This is a genomic window from Gordonia sp. G4 (assembly GCF_057770005.1).
Map to the genome: position 1 here is coordinate 5,344,096 of NZ_CM173442.1, position 26,565 is coordinate 5,370,660.

The window sequence follows — 26,565 nt, forward strand, 5'->3', positions numbered from 1 at the left end:
TCAGCCGGCCAGACGAGCGACCGCCGCACCGATGCGTCCGTCGGTGGCGGTGAGCGCCATGCGCACATGGCGTTCGCCTGCCGGCCCGTAGAAATCGCCGGGGGCACAGAGGATTCCACGCGCGGCGAGCCAGTCGACGGTCTCCCGGCACGGTTCATCCCGGGTGGCCCAGAGATACAGGCCCGCCTCTGAGTGGTCGACCCGGAAGCCCGCGGCCTCGACCGCACCCTTCAGCAGACGACGGCGCGCGGCATAGCGTTCGCGCTGCTCGTCGACATGGGCATCGTCCCGCAGCGCGGCGGTCATCGCCCCCTGGATCGGGAACGGCACGATGAGTCCGGCATGCTTGCGGACCGCGAGGAGTTCACCGATGAGCTCGGGGTCGCCGGCGAAGAAGCCCGCGCGATACGACGCCAGGTTCGAGATCTTCGACAGCGAGTGAACCGCGAGCAGCCCGGTGTGGTCGCCGTCGCAGACCCTGGGGTCGAGGATCGACAGCGGCTCGCCCTCCCAGCTCAGGCCGAGATAGCACTCGTCGGAGACGACGACGGTTCCCCGCTCGCGTGCCCACCCCACGACCTTGCGGAGATGGTCGAGGCCGAGAATCCTGCCGGTCGGATTCGACGGCGAGTTGATGAACATCAGGGCCGGGTTCATCGGTCCCAGGGCGACGGTCGAATCCGCGCGCACCGGCCGGGCACCCGCGAGCAGGGCGCTCACCTCATACGTCGGATACGCGACCTCGGGGATGACCACGTCGTCGCCGGCACCGAGCCCGAAGGTCGACGCGAGCCCGGCGATGGCCTCCTTCGTCCCGATCACCGGGAGGATGCCCGTCTCGTCGAGCGACGTGACGCCGTGCCGTCGGATCAACGATTCCGCGGCCGCTTCGCGTAACTCGCGCGTTCCGGTCGTCGTCGGATATCCGGGGAACGTCGAACTGTCGGCGAGTGCGTCGCGGATGAGGGCGGGCACCGGGTCGACGGGTGTGCCGACCGAGAGGTCGACGATGCCGTCGGCGTGAGCCTGGGCTGTCGCCTTCGCGCCGGCGATCGTGTCCCAGGGAAAGTCCGGCAGGCGTCCGCTCACACGAGTGGAGGAGACACGCAACGGTGCGGCCGCACGGGAGACGGAGCTGCTCATGCGGAGCCGGTCAGTCCTCTTCGTTCATCGGCGGGAGGCCCTTGATGAACGCCGGATCGGCATCGGTCTTGCCGACCTTGCTGGCACCGCCCGGCGAACCGAGGTCGTCGAAGAAGTCGGCGTTCGCGCTGACGTAGGGCTCCCACTCGTCGGGAACATCATCCTCGTAGAAGATCGCCTCGACCGGGCACACCGGCTCGCACGCACCACAGTCGACGCACTCATCCGGCTGGATGTAGAGCATGCGTCCACCCTCGTAGATGCAGTCGACGGGGCATTCCTCCACGCAAGCCTTGTCCAACACGTCGACGCAAGGCTCCGCGATGATGTAGGTCACCACTCACTCCTTCGCTAGGGAAGATCCGGGTCGGCGCGACGAGAAGCGCGGTTCGGCGTCGAACAGCACTCCGGCATCGGCGCCGGTGCGGCCCGAGGGCTGGTCGAACCGCACCCCACAGTATCCGCCCCGGTGGACGCTGCGACGAAATCGGCCCCCGTCGAGAAGCACCTGGATCGCCCTTCGAGTAACGAGGATCACACTCGGGCGGCAAACCGACGTCCCGGGTTTCGCTCAGCGTGCCGCCAAACCTCGACGCCACGGCGGTCGGCGGGCAGTCTCGGGCACATGATCGTCGTCGACGAATCCGTCCTCACGGGCCACCGCCCCGTGGGCGCATGCGCTCGGGTGCCGCACCGACCCACGGCGCGGTCGATGTCGATGTGCTGTTGCTGAACCGATCGGCCACACACATCCATCGACCCTCGCAAGGATTCGCCATGACCTCCACACTCGCCCGCACCGAACGGGCATCTCCGTCCTCGACGCCGTCCCTCTCCCCCGCCCGCCGTGCGCGGAACTCTTCGTCGCTCCGTGAGCGTCCAGTGACCGCTGCCCCGCGCGCCCTCAGCCACCTGCCGACGCGGCTTCGGCCCGCCGACCTCCTTCGCATCACCGACCAGTGCGTCGCGGACGTTCTCGACGGCCGGCACGACGCACTCCTTCCGGAGGTGTGGGACGAGCGGCACCGCTGGTCGACACGTCTGCACGCCGACGACGACGTCGACGTGTGGCTGATCAGCTGGACGCCGGGTGAGGCCACCGAACTCCACGACCACGCCGGCTCGCTCGGCGCGCTGACCGTCCTGTCGGGAAGCTTGCGCGAGTACCACTGGACGGGGGACGATCTGGCGGTGCGCATCCTCGACGCCGGCGACCAGGCCGCCTTCCCCCTCGGGTGGGTGCACGACGTCGTGCGGAACCCGGTTGCGGCCACGCCGGACTCGTCGCCGAACGAGGAGCCCGTCGCCCTGGTGACGCCCACGCTCAGCGTGCACGCCTACTCACCGCCGTTGACCGCGATGTCCTACTACGACATCTCCGAGGGCGGACACCTGCGCCGCAACCGGACCGTTCTCACCGACCAGCCCGAATGAGCACTCCCCGCACCATCGACGACGTACTCGCCGACGCAAGGTCGCGGATCGCGCGGGTCGAGGCTGCGGACGTCCCCGCCGAGCTGGCCGACGGGGCGGTTCTGGTCGACATCCGTCCCGCGGCGCAGCGCGCGGAGGAGGGCGAGGCCCCCGGAGCCCTCGTCATCGAACGGAATGTCCTCGAATGGCGATGCGACCCGGCGAGCGACGCCCGCATCGACCAGGCCGTCGACCATGACGTCCGCTGGATCATCCTGTGCTCCCAGGGTTATACGTCGAGCCTCGCCGCCGCGGCGCTGCAGGATCTCGGATTACATCGCGCCACCGACGTCGTCGGCGGATACGAAGCGCTCGCACCCGTTCTCGGCTGACCCTTCGATCGCACGTCGGTGTCTGCGGCCTGGCGGCCGTCGTGGACTACGAAAGAACTCGCCGTGCTCGGCGCGAGCCCAATCACTGCTCCTTGAGGAGGCCGGAGCTTGCGGAGGCCGTCACGAAGGGTCCTGGTGAGTCGGGTTGCGAAGACCCTTCGTGACGCGCCCTCCGCAAGCTCCGGGCGCTCCTCAGGGAGCAGGGGGCGGGACTCCGCACGCAACCTCGAGGGCGCAGAGTGATTCTCAAGCGACGGCGGGCCACGGACGCGGGGCCGGGCGGGTGTCGACGGCGAGGCCGGTCACCGGGTCGGCGAGTGCGGCGACGTGATGGGTCAGAGCCGGGTCGATCCAGTCGGCACCGTTCAGGACATAGGGCGGCTGCGCGGTGATGCGTTCGGTGAGAACGAAATCGGACTCCGCGGTGCGTGCGGCCAGGGCGTCGAGGTGGGGCCACGGGCGCTCCGGATTGACATGATCGGGCGTCAACGGCGACACCCCACCCCAGTCGTCGACGCCCGACGCGATCAGTGCCGCGCATTCGGCGGGCGACACCAGATTCGGCGGCGCCTGGACCCGCATGTGCGGACCGAGGACGATCCGGGCGACCGCGACGGCGGCGAGGAACTCGGTCATCTCGGCATCGGGGGTCGAGCGCATGGCGGTGTCCGGCTTCGCGCGGAAGTTCTGCACGATCACCTCCTGGATGTGCCCGCCCCGGGCATGCACATCGGCGATCGCCAGCAGCGATTCGGCTCGCTCGGTGAGGGATTCGCCGATCCCGACCAGGATGCCGGTGGTGAACGGAACGCGTGCGGCGCCCGCGTCGCGCAACACCTGCATGCGGACCAGGGGGTCCTTGTCGGGACTTCCGTAGTGCGCCTGGCCTTTCTCGGTGAACAGGCGGCGTGACGTCGTCTCCAGCATCATGCCCATCGACGGCGCGACCGGCCTCAGCCGGAGCAGTTCCTCGAGGCTCATCACCCCGGGATTGAGGTGCGGCAGCAGTCCCGTCTCCGACAGCACCGCGACCGCCGCGGCACGCACATAGTCCAGCGTCGAGGAGTAACCGCGTTCGGCCAGCCATTCGCCGGCCTGCGGCCACCGGTCCTCGGGCCGGTCACCGAGGGTGAAAAGAGCTTCCTTGCAACCGAGTTCGGCACCTCGTCGCGCAAGGTCGACGACCTGGTCGAGTTCCAGGTAGAGGCCCTCCCCCGCGCGTGCGAGCTTCCCGGGGACCGTCACGAAGGTGCAGTAATGGCAGCGGTCGCGGCACAGCCGGGTCAGCGGGATGAACACCTTGCGGGAGTAGGTGATCTGACGCGGCCTGCCGGCCGCCTCGAGTCCTTCGTCGCGGATCGCCCCGGCAATGGACTGGAGTTCGGCGAGGTCGTCTCCCGAACAGGACAGGAGCGCCACGGCCTCGTCGAGACCGATCGGCGCCCGGTCGCGGGCGGCGGCCAGCGCCGCACGAATGGTGGTCTGGTCGGTCATTCCTCCCCCTCCTCGGGTGTTCCGGTGCGGGTGTCGCCGGGACCTGGTTCATACGGCTGGGGGTCGAAGGTGCCGTTGCGTTCCCGGAACGATGCCGCGGTGCCCGGCCAGAGCAGGGTCAGGCGACCACTGTCGGGGTCGACATACCAACTGTCACAACCGGTCAGCCACACCGTCGACTCGCTGCGCGCGTCGATCTCGCGCGTGTACGCGTCCTCAGCCGCAGGCGAGACCGCCAGGGTCGCGACCCCGTTGTCGGCCATGTACTCCAACGCACCCACGACGTAGTCGAGTTGCGTCTCGATCATGTAGATCGCCGAGTTGTGTCCGAGTGCGGCGTTCGGCCCGTCGAGGACGAACATGTTGGGAAATCCGCTGACGACGGTCGAGGCGTAGGAGGTCATACCCGCGGACCAGTGCTCCGACAACCGCCGGCCGGCCCGTCCCGTGATGCGCGACGCCGCGGGGGGCCGCGCGGACTCGAAACCGGTTGCCATCACCAGCACGTCGAGGTCGTAGGTGTGACCGCTGTGCGCGGTGGCCTTGGACTCGGTGACCGACGCCAGTGCGCTCGGCTCGAACACCACGTTGGACCGCTGCAGCGCCGGGTAGAAGTCGTCGCTGAGAAGTATTCGCTTGCAACCGATCTCGTAGTCCGGGGTCAGCTGTTCACGGAGGTCGGCGTCGGCCACCTGCCCGTGCAGGTGGTCACGGGCCCGCGCCCGGATCTCGTCGATGTCGGGATGCAGCCCGAGCCGCTGCCGGAATGCCACGTCGGCCTCGGCGAGGAGTCGGTCGCGCACTTCGGAGGCGACGACGGGATCGAGCATCGCGGCGCGCTCGTCGTCGGTGTAGCTCCGATCCGCCCGAGGCACGACATACGGTGCGGTGCGGCAGAAGACGACGAGCTCCTCGGCGACGTCGGCGAGGTGCGGGACCAGCTGGACCGCCGACGCGCCGGTCCCGACGACCCCGACCCGCTTCCCCGCCACGGCGACCTCGTCGTGCCAGCCGGCCGTGTGGACAACCTGCCCCGGGAAGGTGTCGAGTCCGTCGATGTCGGGGATGCGCGCCTCCGACAGCCGCCCCACGGCCAGAACCAGCGTGCGGGCACAGAACGTGGCGGACCTTCCGTCCGGCGCTGCCGCGGTGATCACCCAGTGCGCGGCCCGCTCATCCCAGACAGCTTCGCGCAGTTCACGATTGAGTTCGATGTGATCGGCCAGCCGTTCGTCGACGACGATTTGCTCGAGGTAGCCGCGGATCTCGGCACCGCGCGGGAACCGCGTCGACCAGTCCGCGGGTGGCCGGAACGAGAACGAGTAGAGATGTGCCGGGATGTCGCAGGCAATACCGGGATATGTGTTGTCGCGCCACGTGCCCCCCACTCCGTCGGCCCGTTCGAGCACGACGAACGACTCCTGCCCGCGACGCGCGAGTTGCGTTGCCATCCCGAGGCCGGCGAAGCCCGCGCCGATGATGACGACATCGACGTCGTCCATGGTCAGCGGGGGCTGCCGCGTTGCGGTCGACGACCCGACCGCGGAGGGTGTCCCACTCACGCGGACACCTGGGGCAGCGGGAGTTGCCGATCGGATCCGGGCTCCTCGTAGCGGGTGGTGCGCTGACGCGGTGTGCGTCCGGCGCGCGCCGCGATGTCGACGACGGCGGCGGCGTCGAGCACGCGACCCGCTTCCGGTCCGGCGGCCGGCATCAGGGCGCCGTCGAGCAGCAGACCACCCAGATCGTCCGCCCCGCCGCGCAACACCAGATCGACGGTGGCGGCCGGGAGTTTCGTCCAGGCCACCTGGAGATGATCGAGGAGGCCCGCGGACATGAGCCGGGCGACGGCATGCAACGCGCGGGTCTCCCGTTCCGACGCCGTCCGCGAGGCGGACCCGGCGAGGTGGGGAGGCACGTTCTCGGGCAGCAGCGGCATCAGGATCAGCTCGCTGAAACCGCCCGTGCGACGCTGGATCTCGAGAAGCAACCGCAGATGTGCGATCTGGTGCGCGGGCGTCTCCACGTGTCCGTAGAGCATCGTCGCGGTGGAGAAGAGGCCCACGCGATGGGCTGTCTCGATGACGTCGACCCAGCTGCCGACCGGTGGGGCCGAGCCGGAGGGGGACAGCGTCGCCCGGACGGTGTCGTCGAGGATCTGGGCGGCGGTCCCCGGCACCGATCCCAGGCCCGCCGACTGCAACCGCCCGAGATGTTCGGCGACGGACACCCCGGCACGCTCGGCGCCGTCGACGATCTCCGGGGCCCGGTAGGCGTGCAGGTGCAGCCCGTCGGCGGCACCGGTGATCTCCTCGACGAGCCGGACGTACCCGTCGGCCGGCAACTCGGCGGGCAGTGGACCCTGCATGCAGATCTCGGTCGCGCCGAGCCCGACCGCCTCGGCCACCAGCTCGTCCAACCCCGGGTCGTCGGGCCCGAGACGACTGACGACGCCGGTGTCGAAGTTGCGGTTGACCACGAAGGTCAGCGCATCCGGGTCGGTGACGCGACGCCGCACGGAGTCGGCGAGGTCGCACAGTTCGTCGAGGTGCGCGCCGCAAGCGCCGAGCAGCGCGACCCAGCCGTCATCGTCGAGGGCGTCGGCCCCGAGTGTCGGGTCGTCACGAACACGGCTCAATGCGGCCGTGACGCGCTCGTTCGGGGCCAGGATGTCTTCGGCCCACGCGCGCAGAAGCATGTCTCTCACTCTAACGCCGCCCACCGCAGTGCAGCGCAGAGCGCCCCCGCGCAGGTGCGGTCAGTCGGGCTCGGGCAGCCGACCGGTCCAGGCCAGCGCGGCGCACGGCCCGACCCCGAGGACGAGGAGCAGCAATGTCTGCACCAGGTAGCCGCCGCTGATCGAGAGCACGACATCACCGCCCGGACCGGGGAGTCCGCCGGCGATGACGACCACGAGTCCCCACGCGGCGAGGGGGCCGTACCGCCACGGGGTGGCGGTGAAGGCGGCCGCGAGCCAGAGCAGGACCGCGTTGACCACCCCGGCGACGAGGGCGGCGACGGGCAGAGCGACGCCACCGAAACGCTGGTAGGTGAACGCGACGCCGAGCAGTCCGATGGCGAACCCGTCGACGATCAGGAATCCGAGGAGGACCCGGTCGAGGACGGACCCCGGCGCGGGGCGAGTGGAACGTGTCATCGGCTTCATCGATCCCGGGTCTCAGTCGATCCCGGCGAACAGGTCCGACTCACGTGCGCCCGGGTCGTCCGGGGCACCGAGCGACTCGTGGCGTTCCGGTTCGGTGAGGATGTAGTGCTCCGCGCTCGCGATCGGCTGCAGGATGTTGTTCGACAGCGCGTATTCGGTACCCGACGCGGCGACGGTCACCTGGGTGGCATGGGCGGCCAGGGCGGCAACCTTGCGGTCGAGGTACGCACTGATGTCGATCTCGGTGGTGATGTCGGCATCGGGGTAGCTCGGCAACTCCCCCGCACGGGGCATCCGCCAGTCGTCGGGCACCGTGACGGCCCGGGCCAGACCGGACTCGAGGGCGCTGCGTTCGGTCACCGACTCATAGACCTTCACGGGGCCCCGGCCCAATTCGCGGGCGCGGGCGACCGCGGCCGCGGTGACCTCGTGCACGAGCTTGTGGTCGGGATGTCCGTACGTCCCCGAGGCGTCGTAGCTGACGACCACCTGGGGTGCGAACTCGGTGAGCACGTCGACCAGCGCGCGGACCGGTTCGTCGAACGGTGCCCGCACGAGCGCGCGCGGGTGGTTCGCGGACGGCGCGCCGGCCATTCCGGAATCCCGCCAGCGTCCGGCGCCGCCGAGGAATCGCGGCCGCAGCGGGGCCCGGCCGTCGGGACTGAGCTCGGCCAGGGCCCGTGTCAGTTCGAGGACCCGGAAACCACCGAGTTGGTCGGCACCTCCGTCGGCGACCAGTTGCGCCCACTCGTCACCGATCACCTCGCCCTCCTCGCCCAGCGTGAAGGTCAGGACCCGCACGTCGACGCCCTCCGCGAGATACCGGGCGATGGTGCCGCCGGTCATGATCGTCTCGTCGTCGGGATGAGCGTGGACGAGCAGCAATCGGCGACCGTCCGGGGTACCGGTCACGACAGCTCCCAGTCCACCGCGGTCCCGAAGATCGAGACCTGGATGGGTCCGGTGAGCGGGACGTCGCGCACGGCGGACGTGGTTCCGACGACCATCGAGTCCTGGTACAGCGGCAGATAGACGGCCTGGGCGGCCAGCAGCGGTTCGGCCTCGTTCAGCGTCGGGACCGGGTCGTCCTCGGAGAGCGCGGTCCGTGCGAGCTCGATCAGGCGGGGGTCGCACAGTCCGGAAATGTTGCTGGCGTAGCTGTCCCCGGGATCGCCGCCGCTCGGCGCGATGCTGGTGGGGGTCGGCGGCGTCGCGGGCGACGGTTCGGTGCCGGGTTTGGGTTGGTTGCAGTCGACCTGCGAGGCGAGCGATGCCGCCGGCGGCACGCCGAGCCCCGACCACCCGACCACCAGGTCGACGCGCTTGTTGGTGAGGGCCGAACCGTACAGCTCACTGTTGGGGAGTGTGACGACCTGCGCGCGCACCCCCGCGCCGCGGAGCTGGTCGACGATGCTCGACGCGGCCGATGTGGTCCGTGGATCGCCGGCGACCGCGCCGACACGCACGATGAGGTCCTGACCGTCTCGCTGGAACGGCAGGATGCCCTCGGGCAGCTCCGGCACCTCGGCCAGCCCCTCGATCGGGGCCTCGCCCGAACTCGGGACCGCGGATGAACCGGACGAGGACGGGGACGGAGACGGAGAAGCGGACGAGGACTGCGACTCGGACGAGGGCGCGGGCACCGGGGACGCGGAACCGACCGGTTCCGGCGCGGCGCGACGATAACCGGCGCCGGCCAGCAGGGCGTCGATCTCGGCCGGTCCGGCACGCGGTCGGTCCACCGGCGAATAACCGGGGTCCGACGGCGCGAAGACCGTGTTGGCGTACGGCTCGACGACCCAGTCCCCGGCACCGGCGAAGGTCGTCAGCCGCGGGTCGATCAGCCCGAGGATCGCGCGCCGGACCTCGACCGAGCTCATCGCGTCGGTCCGGGCGTTCACGCTGACGCCCAGCGATCGCGCTGTCAGGCTGCGCGCGGTCTCCAGACCGGGCAGCGCGGTCAGTTCTGCGTCGGTGGCCGGCGAGGCACCCAGGGCCACGACGGCCGAATCGCCGGAGCGCACGGAGTCGAGCATCTGGGCCTCGGTGCCCGCGCGACGCAGCACGATCTGATCCAGCCGCGGCGGTGTCACCCAGTAGCGATCGTTGCGGGCGAGTCGGACCTCGTCCCGGGTCTTGTCGATCCCCACGATCGCGTAGGGACCGGCCGACACCGGCTTGCCGGTGTCCATCCCGGTCTGGAAACCCGCGGGCGCACCCTTCAGCACGTGGCTCGGCAGCAGCCCGGTGAAGAGCTCTCGCCAGGCCGGATACGGCCGCTCGAACCGCACCTCGACGACCTTGCCGCCCTCGCTGGACTGCACCGAATCGATGAGTCGGTAACCGGCCGGAGCCACGACATTGGGTTGCCGGGACATCTGCTGCCACAAGAAGTTGAAGTCGTCACCGGTCACCGGGAGGCCGTCGGACCATTGGGCGTCGGTGTGGATGCGGTAGGTGACCGTGAACGGCGCCCGCGACGTGACCTCCGCGGAGGTCACGAACGAACGCTGGAGCTCCCACACCGTCCCGCGCGGTGTCTGGACCGGGGCGAAGGCGCTGGGCAGCGTCATCGCCGCGACCGCCGTGGTCACCGGGTTCTGGTCCGCGGCGATGTGCGGATTGAACCCCGAGCCGACCGAGTCGGTGGCGATGTAGATCGTCTTCTCCACCGGGTACTCGGTAGGGGTGGGCGGCGGCCCCGTGTCGCGGACCGGGGGCGGCGGATCGGACATGCACGCCGTCAGCACGACGAGCAGCGCGACACCGCACGAGAGCACACCGAGGATCCGGCCACGGACCCGGTTCGCGGCCTCGCGGCCAGGACGTGGTCTCGCGCGATTCACCTCGGATACCCCCATGACAAAGAAGCTGCTCGGTCCGTCAAGACGTGTCGAGGCCACCGCCCCGATCGCCGGCCGCGGTCAGGATCCGACGGCGGCGTCTCGGGACTTTGCCCGCGAACGCTCACGTGCCCGCGTGTTCGAGTCGAGGTGCACCTTACGCACCCGCACGACCTCCGGGGTCACCTCGACACACTCGTCGGCGGCACAGAACTCCATCGCCGCCTCGAGGTCGAGCTGCATCGGCTTGGCGAGGGTCTCCATCACGTCGGCCGAGGACTGCCGCATGTTGGTCAGCTTCTTCTCGCGGGTGACGTTGATGTCGAGGTCTTCCTGACGCGGGTTGATACCCACGACGTGACCCTCGTAGCTGTCGTCGCCCGGGTTGACGAAGAACGTGCCGCGATCGGCCAGCTGGATCATCGCGAACGGGGTCACCGTGCCGGCGCGGTCGCTGACGAGCGAGCCGGTGTGGCGGGCGCGGATCTCGCCGGCCCAGGCGTCGTATCCGTCGAAGACGGCGTTGGCGATACCCGTGCCGCGCGTCTCGGTGAGGAAGTCGGTGCGGAAACCGATCAGGCCACGCGAGGGCACGATGAACTCCATCCGGACCCACCCGGTGCCGTGGTTGTTCATCTGCTCCATGCGGCCCTTGCGGGCGGCGAGCAACTGGGTGACCGCGCCGAGGTACTCCTCGGGCACGTCGACGGTCAGGTGTTCGAACGGCTCCTGGACCTTGCCGTCCACCTTGCGGGTGACGACCTGCGGCTTGCCGACGGTCAGCTCGAAGCCCTCACGACGCATCTGCTCGACGAGGATGGCCAGGGCGAGCTCGCCGCGTCCCTGCACCTCCCAGGCGTCGGGCCGGCCGATGTCGAGCACGCGCAGCGACACGTTGCCGATCAGCTCGGTGTCCAGACGCTGCTTGACCATGCGGGCGGTCAGTTTGTGGCCCGAGACCCGGCCCGCCAGCGGCGACGAGTTGGTGCCGATCGTCACCGAGATGGCGGGCTCGTCCACGGTGATCCGCGGGAGCGGCTGCGGGTTGTCGACGTCGGCCAGCGTGTCGCCGATCATGATCTCCGGCATACCGGCGACGGCGACGATGTCGCCGGCCGATGCCGACTCGGCCGGTGCCCGCTCGACGCCGACGGTGGCGAGGAGTTCGGTGATCTTGGCGCGTTCGACGACGGCCTCGCCGTCGACCTCGCGGCACCAGGCCACCTGCTGACCCTTGCGCAGGGTGCCGTTGTGGATGCGGACGAGCGCCAGACGACCCAGGAACGCCGAGGCGTCGAGGTTGGTCACGTGCGCCTGCAGCGGAGCCTCCGGGTCACCCTTGGGCGCCGGGACGTGCTCGAGCAGGACGTTGAAGAAGTCGTCGAGGTTCTCCCCCGACGGGACCTCGCCGTTGGCGGGCTGGACGGTGCTGCACTTGCCCGCGCGGCCCGAGGCGTAGAGCACCGGGAGTTCGAGGACCAGCTCGGCGGCCTTGGCGGCCTCGTCGCTGAGGTCCGAGGCCAGGTCGAGCAGCAGGTCCTGCGTCTCGTCGACGACCTCCTGGATGCGGGCGTCGGGACGGTCGGTCTTGTTGACGACGACGATCACCGGCAGCTCGGCGGCCAGCGCCTTGCGGAGCACGAAGCGCGTCTGCGGCAACGGGCCCTCGGAGGCGTCGACGAGGAGCACCACACCGTCGACCATCGACAGACCGCGCTCGACCTCACCACCGAAGTCGGCGTGGCCGGGGGTGTCGATGACGTTGATGACGACCTCGGTGCCGTCCGGCTGGCGCCGGTGGACCGCGGTGTTCTTGGCGAGGATGGTGATGCCCTTTTCACGTTCGAGGTCACCGGAGTCCATCACCCGGTCGACGACCTCGGCGCGCTCGCCGAAGACGCCGGACTGGCGCAGCATGGCGTCGACGAGTGTGGTCTTTCCGTGGTCGACGTGCGCGACGATCGCGACGTTGCGGAAGGTGGGGGCAGCGCTCACTGGCTCTCTTTCGTGTGGGTGGGGACCTGCGGCGGCGGCCGGCGCTCGGCTCGACTGCGGAACGTCGGCGACGCTCGCATCCGAACGGCTCTGACCGGCGCGGGGAGCAGATCACCTAGGGATTCAATGTGACAGAGTATCGGCTCGGACGGTGAGACCGCGATCACAGCACCCGGAAGCGGTCTAGTTAGGGTCTGCTAACCTCGCCGTATGGGCAAGGTCGACCCGACCAAAGTGGGCTCTCTGAAGCCCAAGAAGAAGTGCTGCCGGAGTTCCACGCGCTGCGTCCGCTGTCCGGTGGTCATCCACCGGATGCGCAAGCTCGACACCTCCGACATGTCGAAAAAAGAACTCCACAAGGCGCTGAAGAAGGCGCGCGCGGCCTGAGCCCGACCTCACCCCGGCGGGATGTCCCCCTCGCGTTCTCCGAGCCGGTCGTCGTCGACCGATCGGACCGCGACGGCCACCGCGACGAGCGCGATCCCGACCGCCTCGAGCGGCCGCGGGACCTGTCCCAGCGCCAACAGGCCGATCACCGACGCGGTCACCGGTAGCAGCGCGAGCAGAATGGCGAACCTCGCCTGGCCGACCCGCCGCAGCACCACCTGGTCCAGTGCGTACGGCACCGCGGTCGACGCGATGCCCAGCAGGAGGCCCTGGGCCAACACAACCGGCAGCGCGGCACCCTCGCGCACCGCGTCGGCCACCCACCACGCGAGCGGTGCGGTGAGCAACGCGGCGACCGCGAAACCCGTCGCCAGGTCCTCGACGCCGGCGCCTCGCGCCGCCACGCGCTTGCCCAGGACGATGTACCCCGCCCAGCAGGCGGCCGCGGTGAGCGCCAGGACGACGCCGATCGCCGTTCCCGACCACCGGACATCGGCGATCAGGACCACGCCGACCGCCGCCAGGACGAGGGCGGCGACATCGCGACGCGTCGCCGAGCCCAACGCGGCCACCACGATCGGCCCCAGGAACTCCAGGGCGACGGTCGTACCCAGCGGCAGATGCGCGAGCGCCTCGTAGAACGCGATGTTCATCCCCGCGGTGATCAGCCCGAAACAGGCCGCGAGGCGCAGTCGCCCCCACCGCCACGCGGTCCGGGGCGGCCGCACCCACAGCAGCAACACCAGGGCCGCCCCGGCGATCCGCAGCCAGGCCACCGCGGCAGGGGCGATGACATCGAAGAGACCCACGGCGACAGCCGCACCGAGGTACATCGACGTCGCGCCGACGATCATCAGACCCGGCGGGACGAGCAGGTCGCGTCGCATCACCGGCACGGCAACGTCCGTCCCACCGCGCGCGTCGTCACGGCCCGATCACCGCGACCCGTTCGGGCACCAGACGCATCCGCACCCGGTCACCGATGGCCACCGAAGTGTTCGTCACGGCGTCGATCTCGCCGATCGGAGTGTCGATGCGCACCCGCGGACCGCCCGGGAGTTCGGCGACGAGCACGACGGTCGCCGCCGCGTCCTCGGCCTCTCTGGACGACAGCGGGCCGATCGACACCGACTCGGGCCTCAGACCGAGCCTGCGGGAGCCGTCGGGAAGGTCCAGCGGCATCCCACCGAGCACGGTGTCGGCCATGCCCGACCGGACCTGGGCGTCGATGACGGTGGTGGCGCCGAGGAATCGCGCGGTCCACTCGTCGACCGGGCGTCGCCACAGCGCCGCCGGGGCGTCGGTCTGGATCATCACCCCGTCCCGCATCACCGCGATCTCGTCGGCCATGGTCGCGGCTTCGGTATGGTCGTGCGTGACCACCATCGTCGGGACGCCTGCCGCCCGGACGATCTCTGAGATCTCCACGGCCAGTTCATCTCTCATACGACGATCGAGGGCCGCGAGCGGCTCGTCGAGCAACAGCAGACGCGGACGGGGGGCCAGCGCGCGCGCAAGTGCGACCCGCTGCGCCTGACCGCCCGACAGGGTGTCGACGAGACGTGTGTCGTAGCCGGCGAGGCCGACGACGTCGAGCATCTCCCCGACTCGTGCGGCGATGGCGCGGCGCGACCAGCGCCGCATCCGGAGTCCATAACCGATGTTCGACGCGACGCTGCGTCCGCCGAACAACTGCCCGTCCTGGAAGACGACGCCGAAGTCCCGGCGATGGACCTCGACACCGGCGAGGTCGACACCGCCGAACCGCACAGTTCCCCGGACCGGGGACTCGAGCCCGGCGATCGCCCGGATCAGTGTGGACTTTCCGCACCCCGACGGGCCGAGGATCGCGGTCACGAGCGAACCCTCTCCCCCGAGGCGCCAGGACAGGCCGTCGATGACGGCGTCACCCCCATAGGCGACGGTGAGGTCACTGACTTCCAATGAATTCCCCGAGGTCACAGCAGTGGAACCTCCGAGCGCGGACGGAACGCCTCGACCACGACGACGGCGAGCACCGTCGCGACGACCAGGACCACCGAGGCGGCCATGGCGGTCGCGAGGTTGTCGGCGCCCGGCCGGTTCAGGGCGGACCCGATCAGCACGGGCAGGGTGGTGGTGTCGGCGCGTGCGAGAAAGCTGGTGGCGCCGAACTCGCCCAGTGCCATGACGAAGGCGAAACCGCCGGCTGCTCCGATCGACCTGCCGACGATCGGCAGGTCGACCGTGGCGAACACCCGAATCGGTCTGGCCCCCAACGTCGCCGCCGCATGCCGGAGCCGGGCGGGTACCGATTCGAGGGCGGGCATCATGATGCGGATGACCACCGGTATGGCGATGAGCGCCTGGACGAGCGGGATGACCGCAGGTGACGCGGCGATCTCGTACGGCAGCGATGCCAGCACGATCAGGTATCCGAATCCCAGTGTGACAGCGCTGATCCCGAGTGGCACGAGCGAGATGGCCGACCCGATCGCCCCGACCACCCCGTGTGCCCGGTGCAACGCGACGGCGGCGAGGGTCCCGACCGCCAGCGCGATCGCGGTCGCCGCGGTTGCGGTCACCAGTGAATAGCGCAGACTCTCCAGCGGTGTCACGCCATTGACCGGTTCGGCCAGTGCGCGATAACCGGCGAGCGTCCAGTCGCCGTGCGCGACCGGCCGGATCGACCGCACCACCAGCACCAGGACGGGCCCGACGAGGAGCAGCGCCGTCCACACCCCGACCACCCAGACGGCCGGCCGTGTCCACCGGCCGCCGACGACCCTGCGGTCGCGTTCGGTCCGTCGCCTGGCGCCACCCGATCCTCGGCCCGCCGGGTCGGCGAACACCCGCGTCAGCAGCAGCGCGGCGAGGACCACGACGATCTGCAGCATCGACAGCGCGACCGCCTCCGGGATCCGGAAGTACCCGATGGCCTGGGTGTAGATCTCGGTCTCCAGGGTGCGCAGCTCACCGGCGCCGAGGATGATCACGACACCGAAACTGGTGGAGCAGAAGAGAAAGATGAGCGCTGCGGCCGAGGCGATCGCGGGCACGAGTCGCGGCACGACCACGGTCAGCGTCGCCCGTATCCGGCTCGCGCCGAGCGACCGTGCCGCCTCCAGCAGCCGTGGGTCGAGGTTGCGCCAGGCTGCGCCGACGACGCGCACGACCACGGCGACGTTGATGAAGACATGCGCCGCGAGCACGGCCGGTAGCCCGGACTCGATGTGCAGGAATGCCAACGGGCCGGACAGCAGCGAGCGGAACGCCACGCCGACGACGACCGTCGGCAGCACGAACGGCACCGTGACCACGACGGCGAGGACGACCGCGGTGGTCCCGCGGACCCGGGCGAACAACCACGCGATGGGTGCCGCGGCGGCGAGTGCCAGGACGGTCGAGGCCGCCGCCTGCCCCAGGGTGACGCCGAGAAGTCCCAGCGCGTCGGTGCGTTCGAGCAGTTCGCCCAGGCCGGTCCCCGAGTCGCGGGCGATCGACACGGCGCGCCGGACGAGCGCGACGACCGGCCACGCGAACAGCACCACGATGAACACAGCCGGGATCACCCACAGCGCCACCGGTCCGGCAGCCCGGGTGGTTCGGGTCACCGCCGTCGCGGCTCGGGTCACCGAGGCATCACCGGCCGACCGCGGCACGCCACTGATCGAGCCACATCTCGCGGTTCTCCGCGATCGTGGCGGGCGGCAGCGACGACATCCAGGCGGGCACCTCCGCGCGCGCCGGCCACCCTTCCGGCAGCGGCGTGTCGCGCTGCACCGGGTAGACGTACATCGACGACGGAAGTTCTTTCTGCACAGTGGGACTGAGCATGAAGTCGACGAGTTTACGTGCGCCGGTGGAGTTCCGGGTGCCCTTCAGGACGCCGATGTACTCGACCTGGGGGAAGCAGCTGTCCAGCAGCGCGCTCGTCCCGGGCGTGGCCGCCGGCGACGAGGCATAGGACAGCACGATGGGCTTGTCACCGCGGCCCTCGCCGGCGGTGAAGAGCTGGTTGTAGGCGACCTCCCACCCCGAGACGACGGTCGCACCGCCACCGACGACCTGTTTCCAGTAGTCCTGCCAGCCGTTTCCGAGCGCACCGACCGTGGTGAGCAGGAACGCCGTACCCGGTGACGATGTCGCGGGGTCGGTCACCACGGTGAGCGCGGCGAACTCCGGCCGGGTCAGGTCGCGAAAACTCGCGGGCGGGGTCAGCGACCTGGATTCGAACCACCCGTCGTCGACGTTGAGGCACACGTCGCCCCGGTCGACAGCCGTCAGCTGCCCCTCCGCGCCGGGCACCGCATAGTCCGCGGCACCGTCGGCCGCGGCGGGCGACTCGTAGGACTCCAGGGCGCCGGCGTCGATCGGCCGTGAGGCGAAGGTGTTGTCGATGCCGAAGACCGCGTCCCCTTTGGGCGCGCCCGGTGTCAGTGACACCGTCGACGCCAATTGCCCCGCATCGCCGGATTTCACGATCTTCAGGGTCAGACCGGTCTCCTGGCGGAACGCGTCGAGCACCGACTCGGGAAGCTCGAAGGAGTCGTGGGTGAGCAGCGTGACCTCGGCACCCGACGACGAGTCGTCGGCGCATGCACTCGCGGTCGTCGCCACCAGTGCGATCGCGGCCGCGGCGACGACCGCGCGCGTCAGTCGCGATCTCCCGCGTCGACGACCCGGCAAGCCGTCGGTGCGCAGCTCGTTCACATCAGACTCCTGTTCGACCCGTCCGTGTTCCCCGAATTCTCTTCATCCAACCAGGTTGCCGACAGGGCGCTCGATTCGACCGACTGAACATCACTTCAGTAACAATTGCATCAATAACCACATAAACCTCACCCGTAACGCCGTCACGGCCTGGACATTGGAACCCGCAGGGGGCTTAGAATGACCCGCGACGACTCGGGTGAGAGGATGGACTGTCGCGACCCGACACCCGGGCGGATGACACGACCACGAGGCGCAGCACGGCTCTCCCGCCGGCGCCACGACCGTTAGGACACACCAGTGCGTTTCTCCCGGCCACCGAGGTTGCGGCCCGGCAATGCCCCGCATCGAATCCGGACTCGTCGCCTCCTCGTCGCCGTGTCGGCGCTGGCGGCGGCCACCTCGCTCGCCCTGCCGGTTGCCGCACAGGCCGCACCCGCCCCGAAGGTCGATCAGCGCGTTCTGGACTCGCTCGGCGCGTTCGCACCCGCGATCATCGGTTCGGTGGCGACGCCCGGACCCGACGGCAAGGTCTCGGCCGATCTGCTCCGTCAGGCCCAGTCGTTCGCCAACACTCCCGGGATGCCCGGCGAGGTCAGCAAGATCTGGCGCTCGATCGCCGACTTCCTGGGCGAACCCGGCCGCAAGCAGGCCGCGCGTGAACTCGCCGCCGAGCGCAAGCCCGGCGACCCGGAGATCCCGCAGGGCCCGAACGCCCCGAAGATCCAGGAATTCCTCTACCCGACCTTCGGCCTCGGCTGCATCCCGGGTGGCGGGTCGCTCGGGCGCGCCCTGGTCACCGCGGGACCGCAGGAGGCCCCGGCTCCCGGCCCCAAGCGCGGCGAGAGCGGCTACGTCTACACCTCGCTCGGCACCGGCCCGGCCATCGACAACAAGGCCGCACCCCTCACGGTGAGCTGGTTCAACGTCGACACCGGCCGCACGGGCATGACGACGCTGAAGCGCAATCCCAAGATCAACGTCCAGGAGGGACCCGGCACCTTCACCGGTATCTCGCGGACCGGCAAGGGCCGTGTCATCTCGGCGATCCACGGCAACGTGACCACCAAGACGAAGGGCAAGGTCGTCTCCTGCACGATCGTCCCGGTCATCGGACTCGCGATCATCTGACTCTCCCCCTCTCACAGACGAAGGCACCCCGGCACATCGCCGGGGTGCCTTCGTCGTGACACCGATGTTCGGACAGTCACCACCCCCATGGCGTACAACTAGGTGTCGCCACCAGTCGTGAGGAGTTCTCGATGGGACCCGTGCTCGGTGAGCTGTTACCCCTTGCGGTCGGTGTCGCGGTGTCGCCGATCCCGATCATCGCGGCGATTCTCATGCTCCTGGGCCGCCACGCGCGCACGACGAGTATCGGGTTCGCGGTCGGATGGCTCGTCGGCATCGTCGTCGCGGTGGTCGTGTTCGTGGCGCTCGGCAATGCCGTCGACATCGGCGGTTCGTCGTCGGGCACCGGCTGGGTCAAGATCGCGCTCGGCGGTGTGTTGCTCGTCGTCGGCCTGCGCCAGTGGCGTTCGCGAGACGCGGAGTCCGCGACGCCGAGATGGATGTCGGCGATCGACGAGATGCGGCCGCTGACCGCGCTGGGAATCGCGTTCGCGCTGGCGGCGATCAATCCGAAGAACCTCGTACTCTGCGCGGCGGCGGGGGTCACGATCGCCTCCGGCGCGCTGTCGGCGTCCGGCGACGTCGTCGCCGTCGCGGTGTTCGCGCTTCTGGCCTCGACCTCGGTCGTGGTGCCCGTCGTCGGTTTCCAGGTCGCGGCGGCACGCCTGCGCGGCCCCCTCGACCGCCTGAAGTCGTGGCTGCAGGCGAACAATGCGACCGTGATGGCGGTGCTGATCCTGGTGATCGGAATCGTGTTGATCGGCAAGGGAATCGGCGCGGCGAGCGGATAGGCACACCGAGGACACGGCTCGCCCGGCCACAGGCGAAGACGCAGGTCGCCGCGGGTTCGGTCTCTCGCTGATCGCGCCCGTGTCACAGGTCGGACTCGCGACTTGCCGCGGCCGCCGCCCGCGTGGTCTCGTGTAACTCGAGTCCCATCTGTCACACCCGCCACACGTGGCGGGTGCTCGGTTGTCATCACCGGGGTTGCCATAAGGAGAGCCATGTCCCTCACGTCTCGGTTCACGCGCACCGACGCCGACCGTCGCGTCACCCGCAACCGCGCAATGCGACGCTGCGGTGCCGGACTCATAGGTGTGGCGATGGCGGCGGCCACACTCACCGCCACGTCGGCACCCGCGGCCGCCGAGCCACTCATCCCGGCGAACATGCTGGGTGCGCTGTCGATCCCGTTCGACGCCGAGCTGGCGGGCGCGATCCGTCTGCTGAAGGCTGCAGGCGTCGACCAGATCGCCGTTCAGGCCGCGCAGACGATCATGGGCAGCGCCGGGCAGCTGTCGGTCGAGGACATCGCCGGTCGTGCGGGAGCCCTCCCGCTGCCGGCCGCCGCCGAGGGTGCACCCGCGTCGGCCGCCACTCCCGCCGCCGCGCCGACCGATCCCATCGCCCTGCTCCGCACGCTGGGGATCCAGACACTCACCCCGTCGGTGTCGCCGTTCTGCACCGCACCGACCGCCGACAACCCGCTCGGTCTCGTCACCGCCGGCGCGGGAGCCGTGGCGGGTCCGTGGCCGATGAAGACCGATCCGCTGACCCAGCTCAAGCCGCTGCTGGACATGATCCCCGGCGTCAAGCTGCCCGAGAAGCTGAACCTCGTCGACAAGGGAGAGACCGCCTACGCGTTCGTGCCCGCCTCACCCACGGCCGGCAGCGGCGGCACCATGCAGGTCGCCTGGTTCAACACCAGCACCCTGCAGGGCGGATTCGCCGATCTCGACCCGATCACCGATCAGACCGCGCTGACCGCACTGCCCCTGCTGTCCGGGGTTCGCCTGGCACCGGTGAAGACCGGCAGCGGCACCATCCTGTCCGCGGTCTTCGGCAACGCGAGCAACGGCACCCAGAACTGCTGGTTCCTACCGGCCGTCGGCGTCGTCAACGCCTGAGCCGCAACGCCTTCGGTACTCGCCTCCTCTCACAGAACGAACTGACGACACATGAACCCCCACGGCAACGCTTCGAAACCCCGGAGTGCCCATCTCGCCCGTGCCCTCGCGGCCGCTGCGGCCCTGACGATCGTCGTGGCCCCGGCCGCGCTCGGCCTGACAGCGACCGCCGCCGCCGAACCGACCCCGGGGACATCGACACCGGACTCATCGACACCGGGCACATCCGCCCCGGCCTCGGAACCGTCGACCGCGGACGGGGCCGCCCCCGCCGACGACAACGCGGGCACCGTCGACACCCGGGGTCCGGGACAGGCCCCGGGCGCGGTCTACGCCAATCGTGAACTCTCCCGGGCCCGTACGGTCAGCGGCGCCGCCTCGGGTAACGACTTCACCTACTGGAGCACCGGCGCCGACGGCAAGGCCCATCTCTCCTCCGGCGTGCTGATGGTGCCCACCGGGCGCGCCCCGGCCGGCGGCTGGCCGATCGTCGCCTGGGCGCACGGTTCGCGCGGCATCGCCGACAGATGCGCGCCGTCGACACGGCCCACCGCCGAGGACACCGAGGAGCTCAAGCGCTGGCTCGGACGTGGATATGCCGTCGTCAGTACCGATTACGCCGGTGTCGGTACGCCCGGCACCCCGCAGTACTACGACCTCGAGGCCACCGCTCGCAACATCGTCGACGCCGTGCGCGCCTCGCGTGACATCGCCGACAACCTGTCGCGCTCGTGGGCGGTCGTCGGCGAGGGACAGGGAGCGGCGGCCGCCATCACGCTCGCCCGGTTGGCCCCGACGATCCAGGGCGGCAAACTCGACTTCAAGGGTGCCGCGGCCAGTTCGATCCCGGCCCAATTCGGTTCGCTGGTGGCCAATCTCGGCCCGTCGTCGGCCGCGATGCCGTCCGGGCTGGCCGCCGACGCGCTGTACACACTGAGCGCGATCCGCAACGCGCAGTCCGACATCGACCTGGACGCCTACCTGACCGACGCCGGGAAGAAATGGATGACCAGGGCCGCCGCCTCGTGCGCGACCGAATTCGTCCGCGAGGTCGACGGTCTGGCGATCGGCTCGCTGTTCACCAAACCCCTGTCGGGGAACACCGAACTCACCGCGTTGCTCACCAAGGCGACCGAATTGCCCACCCGTGACTTCGAGCGTCCCGTCCTGATGACCCAGACACTGCAGGACACCTCCGTCGTCGTGCCGCTCACCCTCAAGTACCTCAACGACGCCCGGGCCGGTGACACCAAGGTGTCGGCACGCACGTACCTGACACTCGACGGCACGCACTCGAAGCGACTCTCCGACACCGACATCCGTGGGTTCGTCGCCCGAATCCTGCGGTGAATCGAGCATTCCGGATCGTCTATGCGGCCGCCGCCGCGGCAGCGACGATCACCGGGTCCGCCGGTGGCCGGCGCAGCGCCGAGATCACCAAGCCGCTGCCGATCGTGCTGCTCGCGGCACGGGTGGCCGCAGGTGCTCGACGTCGCCCGGTGGCCGACACCGTCGCACTGGCGGCCGTACTCGGGTTCTCGGCCGTCGGCGACCGACTGATGCTGCGGGAGGAGTTCGAACACGACGACCCGGTGGCGAAGGATCGATTCCTCCGCAGGGGCGCAGCCTCTTTCGCGGGTGCGCAACTGAGCTACGCGGCCGCGATGTGGCGCGCCGGCGCACGACCGTCGGTCCGTACCGTCGCACCGCGGATGAGCATCCTCGCCGAATCGGCGACGGTGCTGGCCCGCCACCGTCCGGCACTCCTGCCGGTGCTGAGTACGTACGGCAACACGCTCGCGACGATGTCGGCGCTGGCGTCGGACGTACCCGCACCGCAACCGCGGATGCGCGCCGGCGGATGGTTGTTCCTGCTCTCCGATCTCGCGATCATCAACCGACGGCACCTGGTCGGCGATCCGCGACTCCGGGTGGCCGGCGAGGCCTGGGTGCTCGCGAGTTATTTCACCGCGCAGTACCTCTTGGTCGGCGGACTGGCCGACCGGTAGGTCACGCGACCGCGCGACCCGAACACGTCGAGTACTTCGGGTTGGTCATCGGGAAGAACGCGAGCGCGCCGATCTTCTGCCGGATCGTGAAGGCCACGGGGCCGCTTCCCGGGTGGATGTCAACCTGCCACTTGACCGTGTACCCCCGGCCGGGGACCGTCGTGACGCCGGTCCGTCCGGTGCGGAGATTCCGCCACGACACCGACACCTCGTAGGTGTATTCGAGTGCGACGCGCTGCGCGCGGTCGGTGCCGATGAGCGCGATGACCGGGCCGGGGAGGCCGTCGGCCGGGTGCTGGATCTGGTTGAACACGTCGACCCGGACCTTGACCGTGCCCGCGGGCCACGGGTTGACGCTGTCGCACCGCAGCGTGGTGACGTAGTTCGCCCCGTGGTCGGCTGGTGCCGCCGCGGCGACACCGGTGCCGAACAGCATCACCGCCAGCCCCATCACGGTTCCGACCACCATCGCGACCGTCCCCCAACCGATGCGCCGGACCCTGCTGTTCCCGACGCCGACCGTGTTCTCCCCGCTGATCATGGAGGCAGTCTAGAGCCGTGCACGGGTGACGTCTGCCAGAATCGATCCATGCCGAAGATCCAGATCGCCCAGGAACCCGCGGCCGACGAACTCCTCTCCAGCGATTCGTTCGCCCTCCTCACGGGAATGCTGCTCGACCAGCAGTTCCCGATGGAGCGGGCGTTCGCCGGGCCGGCCAAGATCCGCGATCGGTTCGGCACGATGGACCCGGTCGAGATCGCCGACGCCGACCCCGAGGCGTTCGCCGACCTGTGCGCCACACCCCCGGCCATCCACCGCTACGGACGCTCGATGGCCGGTCGGGTCCAGGCACTCGCGAAGGTCGTCGCCGAGGAGTACGGCGGGGATGCCGCGCGCATCTGGACCGAGGCCTCCGACGGTGCGGACCTGATGAAGCGGCTGCGCGCACTGCCCGGGTTCGGCGACCAGAAGGCCAAGATCTTCGTCGCCCTGGTCGCCAAGCAACTCGACGTCAAACCGTCCGGCTGGACCAAGGTCGCCGGGGACTACAGCAAGAAGGGATTCCGTTCGGTCGCCGACGTGACCGGCCCGGAGTCGCTGCAGAAGGTCCGCGACTTCAAGAAGGCGGCAAAGGCCGCGAAGGCCGCGCAGGCCTCGGGCACCGACTCCTAGCAGCGACACCGTCCGCCGGAATCGCGCAACCCTCACCCCGAACGCACACCGGTTGGCCTAGGGTCGGACACCATGGAGTCCCTTCCGGATCGGTCTCTCCCCGACCGTCCCGTCCCCGGTCGACGAGAAGTCGAGCGTCGTCAGGCTGCGCTCGATCCCGGCCGTGCTCTCGTCGAGATGCCCTTCCGAATCGGATTCGCCGTGACCGGCGTGGTGTTGAGCGCCGCCGAGTCCGCCGTCACGATCGCCCGGGTCACCGCCAGCAGCGTCCAGCACGAACTCGCGCTGGCCGTCGGCGTCGACGCCGACGAACTGGGCAGTGCCCGCACGCCGCTCGCCCTGCTGAACCAGTTGTCCGAACTACTCGGACCCGACCGGCCGTTCGGGCGCATCCTCGCCAACGGCGGGCCACTGGAGCGGTTGCTGAACCCGGGCGGTGTCATCGACCGTTTGACCGCGCCCGACGGCCCACTCGAGAAGCTCACCGCCAAGGGCGGGCTCCTCGATCAGATGGCCGACGAACGCGGCATCCTGATCCGGCTCACCGCCAAGGACGGCCCCCTGGACCGGTTGACCCGCCCCGGCGGCGTCGTCGACCAGTTCACCGAGAACGAGGGCATCCTCGAACGCCTGACCTCCGAGGGCGGGATCGTCGACAAGCTGACGGCACCCGACGGCGTGCTGGAGAAGGTCACCGCGGCCGGCGGCATCCTCGATCGTCTCGCCGCCGACGGCGGGCTGCTCGATCAACTCGTCGGTGAGGACGGCGCGGTCGAACGGGCCATCGCCCCCGGCGGGCCGCTGGACCGGATCACCGAGCTGACCGAGGTCATCGGCCAACTGGCGCCGAACCTGCTCGCGATGCAGGACACCGTGCACGAGCTGGCCGAGACCGTCGACCTGCTCAACCAGACAGTCGCTCCCCTCGGCGGCCTCGCCGAACGACTCCCCAAACGACTCACCCGCCCCCCCAAGGGTTCTGGCGGCAACGGCAACGGGGACGCCGCTCCCGCCGACTCGAACGGATACCCGCGGGCCTAGCCTCCGGACACTGCACGCGCAGCCACTCAGAACGGCGGCGGGTTGTCATCGGTCTTCGGCTGACGGTTGGCCGCCGCGTTCCTGGCATGTCGATTCGCTTCGCGCTGTGCCTGGTTGCGGGCACGTTCTTCTCGCCGCTTCGCGTGTTTCGCGGCGGTTCGTTCGGTGATCGTGCGTGGTTGTCGGGTTGGCCGCTCGGGCACGATGATCCGCGGTGTCGGTGGGGCTTTCGCGGCTTGCTCGAATCGGATGCGACGCAGGTTGGGGAAGAGGTCTTCGAGGGTTTCGGCCTCGCCGGGGATGACAAACCCTTCCGGGGTCACGAATTCGGTGACCAGCCGGCCATGCTCGTCGCGATACTGCACGTCGGTCCAGTTGCCGTGGGTTTTGTGGAGATGCCCGGCACGGCATTTCGCGTTGAGGTTCTCACTCGACGTCGCGCCGCCACGGGCCGGGCGGGCATGGTCGTACTCGGCGACGTGATCGACATCGGCGGTGAACGCCGACCGCGTGCAGCCAGGTTCGGTGCAGTAGCCGTCCCGCACACGCACGAACTCCGCACACGCACTGGTCGGCCGATACGGATCACCCGGCAGAGCACCCGGAAACACCACCACAAGCTCCGACGACACCGACTCCGACTCCCGGTCCGGCTCCGGGACCCGGCTGCTCGTGTCTCTGCGGGGTGCGGTTGCATGCGCGGTCGTGGTGGTCTCGTCGTCGGCGACGACCCGGGCGGGTGGTGTGCGTATCGGGGTGACCGGGGTCAGGGTGGCGTCGGGCCGGGCGGCGAGGTCGCGCACGTGCTCGTCGCAGATCACGCCGTGTCCGTCGACCCATCCGGGCCCGGACCCACCGGCCAGCGTGTCGGCGTCGGTCACGACGTGGATCACGATCTCGGTGCCCGACGCCGCGGCGGTCGGGTCAGGAGGTGGTGCGGTGCAGTCGGATTCGCCACATGCGCACGCGAACGCAGTTCGGGTGAGCAATGCGCACATGGCATCGGACTTACGTTGACCCAGGGTGCGCCCATCCCGATCACACACCGATGCGGCCAGCGCGCGCACCGACGCCTGGCAGGCCCGAACGTTCTCTGCGGCCATGACCGCGGTGATCTCGGCGGTACCGTCGCCGGTGTTCTCGGTCCACACGCCACGGTTGTCCAGCGCTTCGCGGCGCCGTTCGCGGACCGCGTCGGCATCGTGACCGAAGACCAGACGGTCGATCATGTCGCGCAGACCCGACGTCGACCACGACCCGCCCCGACCGCGTAGCAAGTCGGCGATCGATTCGTCGAGAACCTCGATGATCCGCCGACTGTCGGGGTCGTCGGGATCGAGATGGTGATCGTCGGACACCAGGTGGGTTCGGCTGATGATCTCGCGGATCTGGTGCGGGGCGATGATGCCGTCGCGCAACGTCTCCAACACCCGCGGTAGCCGATCACGAAGACACAGCGCGTCGTCGACCAGCGCCGCCGCACGGTAGCGGGTGATGCCCGCTTCGCGGGCCACCCGGGCGACGATGTCGCCGAATCCATCAGAGACATAACTGGAACCGGTCGGGGTCAACAATCGGTCACACAGCACCAGGATCGTCTGATAGCGGCACCACGCCAAATACGACTCCCCAGCCCGGACAGCACCCAGGCGTTGCATGTGTGAGACCGTGTCGGCGTCCGACGGGCAGGCAGCATCGACCCCGGCGAGAAACTCGCCCGGTAGATCGACCCATTCCCCCACGGTGACTCCAAAGTCGTTGCAGCCCGGCATTGTTGG

General features: G+C 69.8%; 25 protein-coding genes. 10 read left to right on the forward strand and 15 right to left on the reverse strand.

Annotation, left to right across the window (positions count from 1 at the left end):
- On the reverse strand, positions 1–1,143 hold the full coding sequence (dapC, locus tag AC3B5T_RS24185; RefSeq protein WP_488358025.1) for a succinyldiaminopimelate transaminase: 1,143 nt from the start codon (positions 1,141–1,143) through the stop codon (positions 1–3).
- A 10-nt stretch (positions 1,144–1,153) separates the two neighbouring features.
- Positions 1,154–1,483, reverse strand: coding sequence for a ferredoxin (gene fdxA, locus AC3B5T_RS24190; protein WP_004019217.1), 330 nt, complete (start codon positions 1,481–1,483; stop codon positions 1,154–1,156).
- A gap of 437 nt (positions 1,484–1,920) precedes the next feature.
- On the opposite strand from fdxA, the gene AC3B5T_RS24195 reads away from it, so the two are divergent.
- Positions 1,921–2,577, forward strand: coding sequence for a cysteine dioxygenase (locus AC3B5T_RS24195; protein ID WP_488358026.1), 657 nt, complete (start codon positions 1,921–1,923; stop codon positions 2,575–2,577).
- On the forward strand, positions 2,574–2,948 hold the full coding sequence (locus tag AC3B5T_RS24200) for a rhodanese-like domain-containing protein (RefSeq protein WP_068972057.1): 375 nt from the start codon (positions 2,574–2,576) through the stop codon (positions 2,946–2,948). The genes AC3B5T_RS24195 and AC3B5T_RS24200 overlap by 4 nt, the downstream gene beginning before the upstream one ends.
- A gap of 246 nt (positions 2,949–3,194) precedes the next feature.
- Here AC3B5T_RS24200 and cofG read toward each other — a convergent pair whose 3' ends face one another.
- The 7 genes from cofG to typA form a co-directional block, all read right to left on the reverse strand.
- Positions 3,195–4,442: a 7,8-didemethyl-8-hydroxy-5-deazariboflavin synthase CofG gene (cofG, locus tag AC3B5T_RS24205; RefSeq protein WP_488358028.1), complete on the reverse strand. Its 1,248-nt coding sequence runs from the start codon at positions 4,440–4,442 to the stop codon at positions 3,195–3,197.
- The gene (locus tag AC3B5T_RS24210) at positions 4,439–5,944 is read right to left on the reverse strand and encodes a flavin-containing monooxygenase (RefSeq protein WP_488358795.1); all 1,506 of its coding nucleotides are present in this window, start codon (positions 5,942–5,944) and stop codon (positions 4,439–4,441) included. Before AC3B5T_RS24210 ends, cofG begins: the two co-directional genes overlap by 4 nt.
- A 56-nt stretch (positions 5,945–6,000) precedes the next feature.
- Positions 6,001–7,140, reverse strand: a complete 1,140-nt coding sequence (locus AC3B5T_RS24215) for an FO synthase (protein WP_488358029.1) — start codon at positions 7,138–7,140, stop codon at positions 6,001–6,003.
- 60 nt (positions 7,141–7,200) lie between these two features.
- A complete protein-coding gene (locus tag AC3B5T_RS24220; protein WP_010841415.1) occupies positions 7,201–7,608 on the reverse strand; it encodes a hypothetical protein in 408 nt (135 codons plus the stop codon).
- Positions 7,609–7,620: 12 nt separating this feature from the next.
- Positions 7,621–8,520: an N-acetyl-1-D-myo-inositol-2-amino-2-deoxy-alpha-D-glucopyranoside deacetylase gene (gene mshB / locus AC3B5T_RS24225; RefSeq protein WP_488358031.1), complete on the reverse strand. Its 900-nt coding sequence runs from the start codon at positions 8,518–8,520 to the stop codon at positions 7,621–7,623.
- Entirely contained in the window at positions 8,517–10,469 is a 1,953-nt protein-coding gene (locus AC3B5T_RS24230; RefSeq protein WP_488358032.1) for an ABC transporter family substrate-binding protein, read from the reverse strand. The genes mshB and AC3B5T_RS24230 overlap by 4 nt, the downstream gene beginning before the upstream one ends.
- Before the next feature lie 63 nt (positions 10,470–10,532).
- A complete protein-coding gene (gene typA, locus AC3B5T_RS24235; RefSeq protein ID WP_488358033.1) occupies positions 10,533–12,446 on the reverse strand; it encodes a translational GTPase TypA in 1,914 nt (637 codons plus the stop codon).
- Positions 12,447–12,656: 210 nt separating this feature from the next.
- On the opposite strand from typA, the gene AC3B5T_RS24240 reads away from it, so the two are divergent.
- Positions 12,657–12,833, forward strand: coding sequence for a hypothetical protein (locus AC3B5T_RS24240; protein WP_010841419.1), 177 nt, complete (start codon positions 12,657–12,659; stop codon positions 12,831–12,833).
- Positions 12,834–12,841: 8 nt separating this feature from the next.
- Here AC3B5T_RS24240 and AC3B5T_RS24245 read toward each other — a convergent pair whose 3' ends face one another.
- From AC3B5T_RS24245 to AC3B5T_RS24260, 4 genes are read right to left on the reverse strand one after another with little or no spacing between them, the layout of a single operon-like run.
- Entirely contained in the window at positions 12,842–13,720 is an 879-nt protein-coding gene (locus AC3B5T_RS24245; protein ID WP_055475939.1) for an EamA family transporter, read from the reverse strand.
- A 37-nt stretch (positions 13,721–13,757) separates the two neighbouring features.
- A complete protein-coding gene (locus AC3B5T_RS24250) occupies positions 13,758–14,795 on the reverse strand; it encodes an ABC transporter ATP-binding protein (protein WP_055475883.1) in 1,038 nt (345 codons plus the stop codon).
- Positions 14,792–16,447, reverse strand: coding sequence for an ABC transporter permease subunit (locus AC3B5T_RS24255; RefSeq protein WP_055475938.1), 1,656 nt, complete (start codon positions 16,445–16,447; stop codon positions 14,792–14,794). Before AC3B5T_RS24255 ends, AC3B5T_RS24250 begins: the two co-directional genes overlap by 4 nt.
- Positions 16,448–16,454: 7 nt before the next feature.
- Entirely contained in the window at positions 16,455–17,525 is a 1,071-nt protein-coding gene (locus AC3B5T_RS24260) for a thiamine ABC transporter substrate-binding protein (RefSeq protein ID WP_010841423.1), read from the reverse strand.
- Positions 17,526–17,825: 300 nt separating this feature from the next.
- On the opposite strand from AC3B5T_RS24260, the gene AC3B5T_RS24265 reads away from it, so the two are divergent.
- The 5 genes from AC3B5T_RS24265 to AC3B5T_RS24285 all read left to right on the forward strand — a co-directional run bounded on the left by AC3B5T_RS24265 (position 17,826) and on the right by AC3B5T_RS24285 (position 22,572).
- Positions 17,826–18,656 (forward strand): Rv1157c family protein, encoded by an 831-nt coding sequence (locus AC3B5T_RS24265; protein ID WP_055475882.1) that lies wholly within the window; start codon positions 17,826–17,828, stop codon positions 18,654–18,656.
- A 131-nt stretch (positions 18,657–18,787) separates the two neighbouring features.
- Positions 18,788–19,447 carry a GAP family protein gene (locus tag AC3B5T_RS24270; RefSeq protein WP_055475881.1) on the forward strand — a complete coding sequence of 220 codons (660 nt, stop codon included), beginning with the start codon at positions 18,788–18,790 and terminating at the stop codon, positions 19,445–19,447.
- A 213-nt stretch (positions 19,448–19,660) separates the two neighbouring features.
- Positions 19,661–20,563, forward strand: a complete 903-nt coding sequence (locus AC3B5T_RS24275; protein ID WP_055475880.1) for a hypothetical protein — start codon at positions 19,661–19,663, stop codon at positions 20,561–20,563.
- Between the two features lie 51 nt (positions 20,564–20,614).
- Complete coding sequence (locus tag AC3B5T_RS24280) at positions 20,615–21,913, forward strand: alpha/beta hydrolase family protein (protein WP_055475879.1); 1,299 nt, start codon at positions 20,615–20,617, stop codon at positions 21,911–21,913.
- Positions 21,910–22,572, forward strand: a complete 663-nt coding sequence (locus tag AC3B5T_RS24285; RefSeq protein WP_055475878.1) for a lysoplasmalogenase — start codon at positions 21,910–21,912, stop codon at positions 22,570–22,572. Before AC3B5T_RS24280 ends, AC3B5T_RS24285 begins: the two co-directional genes overlap by 4 nt.
- 1 nt (position 22,573) lies before the next feature.
- On the opposite strand, the gene AC3B5T_RS24290 is transcribed toward AC3B5T_RS24285, so the two are convergent.
- On the reverse strand, positions 22,574–23,113 hold the full coding sequence (locus AC3B5T_RS24290; protein ID WP_055475877.1) for a hypothetical protein: 540 nt from the start codon (positions 23,111–23,113) through the stop codon (positions 22,574–22,576).
- A 48-nt stretch (positions 23,114–23,161) separates the two neighbouring features.
- Between AC3B5T_RS24290 and AC3B5T_RS24295 the strand changes: the two genes are divergently transcribed.
- Both AC3B5T_RS24295 and AC3B5T_RS24300 read left to right on the forward strand, forming a co-directional pair.
- Positions 23,162–23,746: an HhH-GPD-type base excision DNA repair protein gene (locus AC3B5T_RS24295; protein WP_055475876.1), complete on the forward strand. Its 585-nt coding sequence runs from the start codon at positions 23,162–23,164 to the stop codon at positions 23,744–23,746.
- 72 nt (positions 23,747–23,818) lie between these two features.
- Positions 23,819–24,787: a hypothetical protein gene (locus AC3B5T_RS24300; RefSeq protein WP_010841431.1), complete on the forward strand. Its 969-nt coding sequence runs from the start codon at positions 23,819–23,821 to the stop codon at positions 24,785–24,787.
- Between the two features lie 26 nt (positions 24,788–24,813).
- Here AC3B5T_RS24300 and AC3B5T_RS24305 read toward each other — a convergent pair whose 3' ends face one another.
- A complete protein-coding gene (locus AC3B5T_RS24305; RefSeq protein ID WP_488358034.1) occupies positions 24,814–26,559 on the reverse strand; it encodes an HNH endonuclease signature motif containing protein in 1,746 nt (581 codons plus the stop codon).
- Between the last annotated feature and the right edge of the window lie 6 nt (positions 26,560–26,565).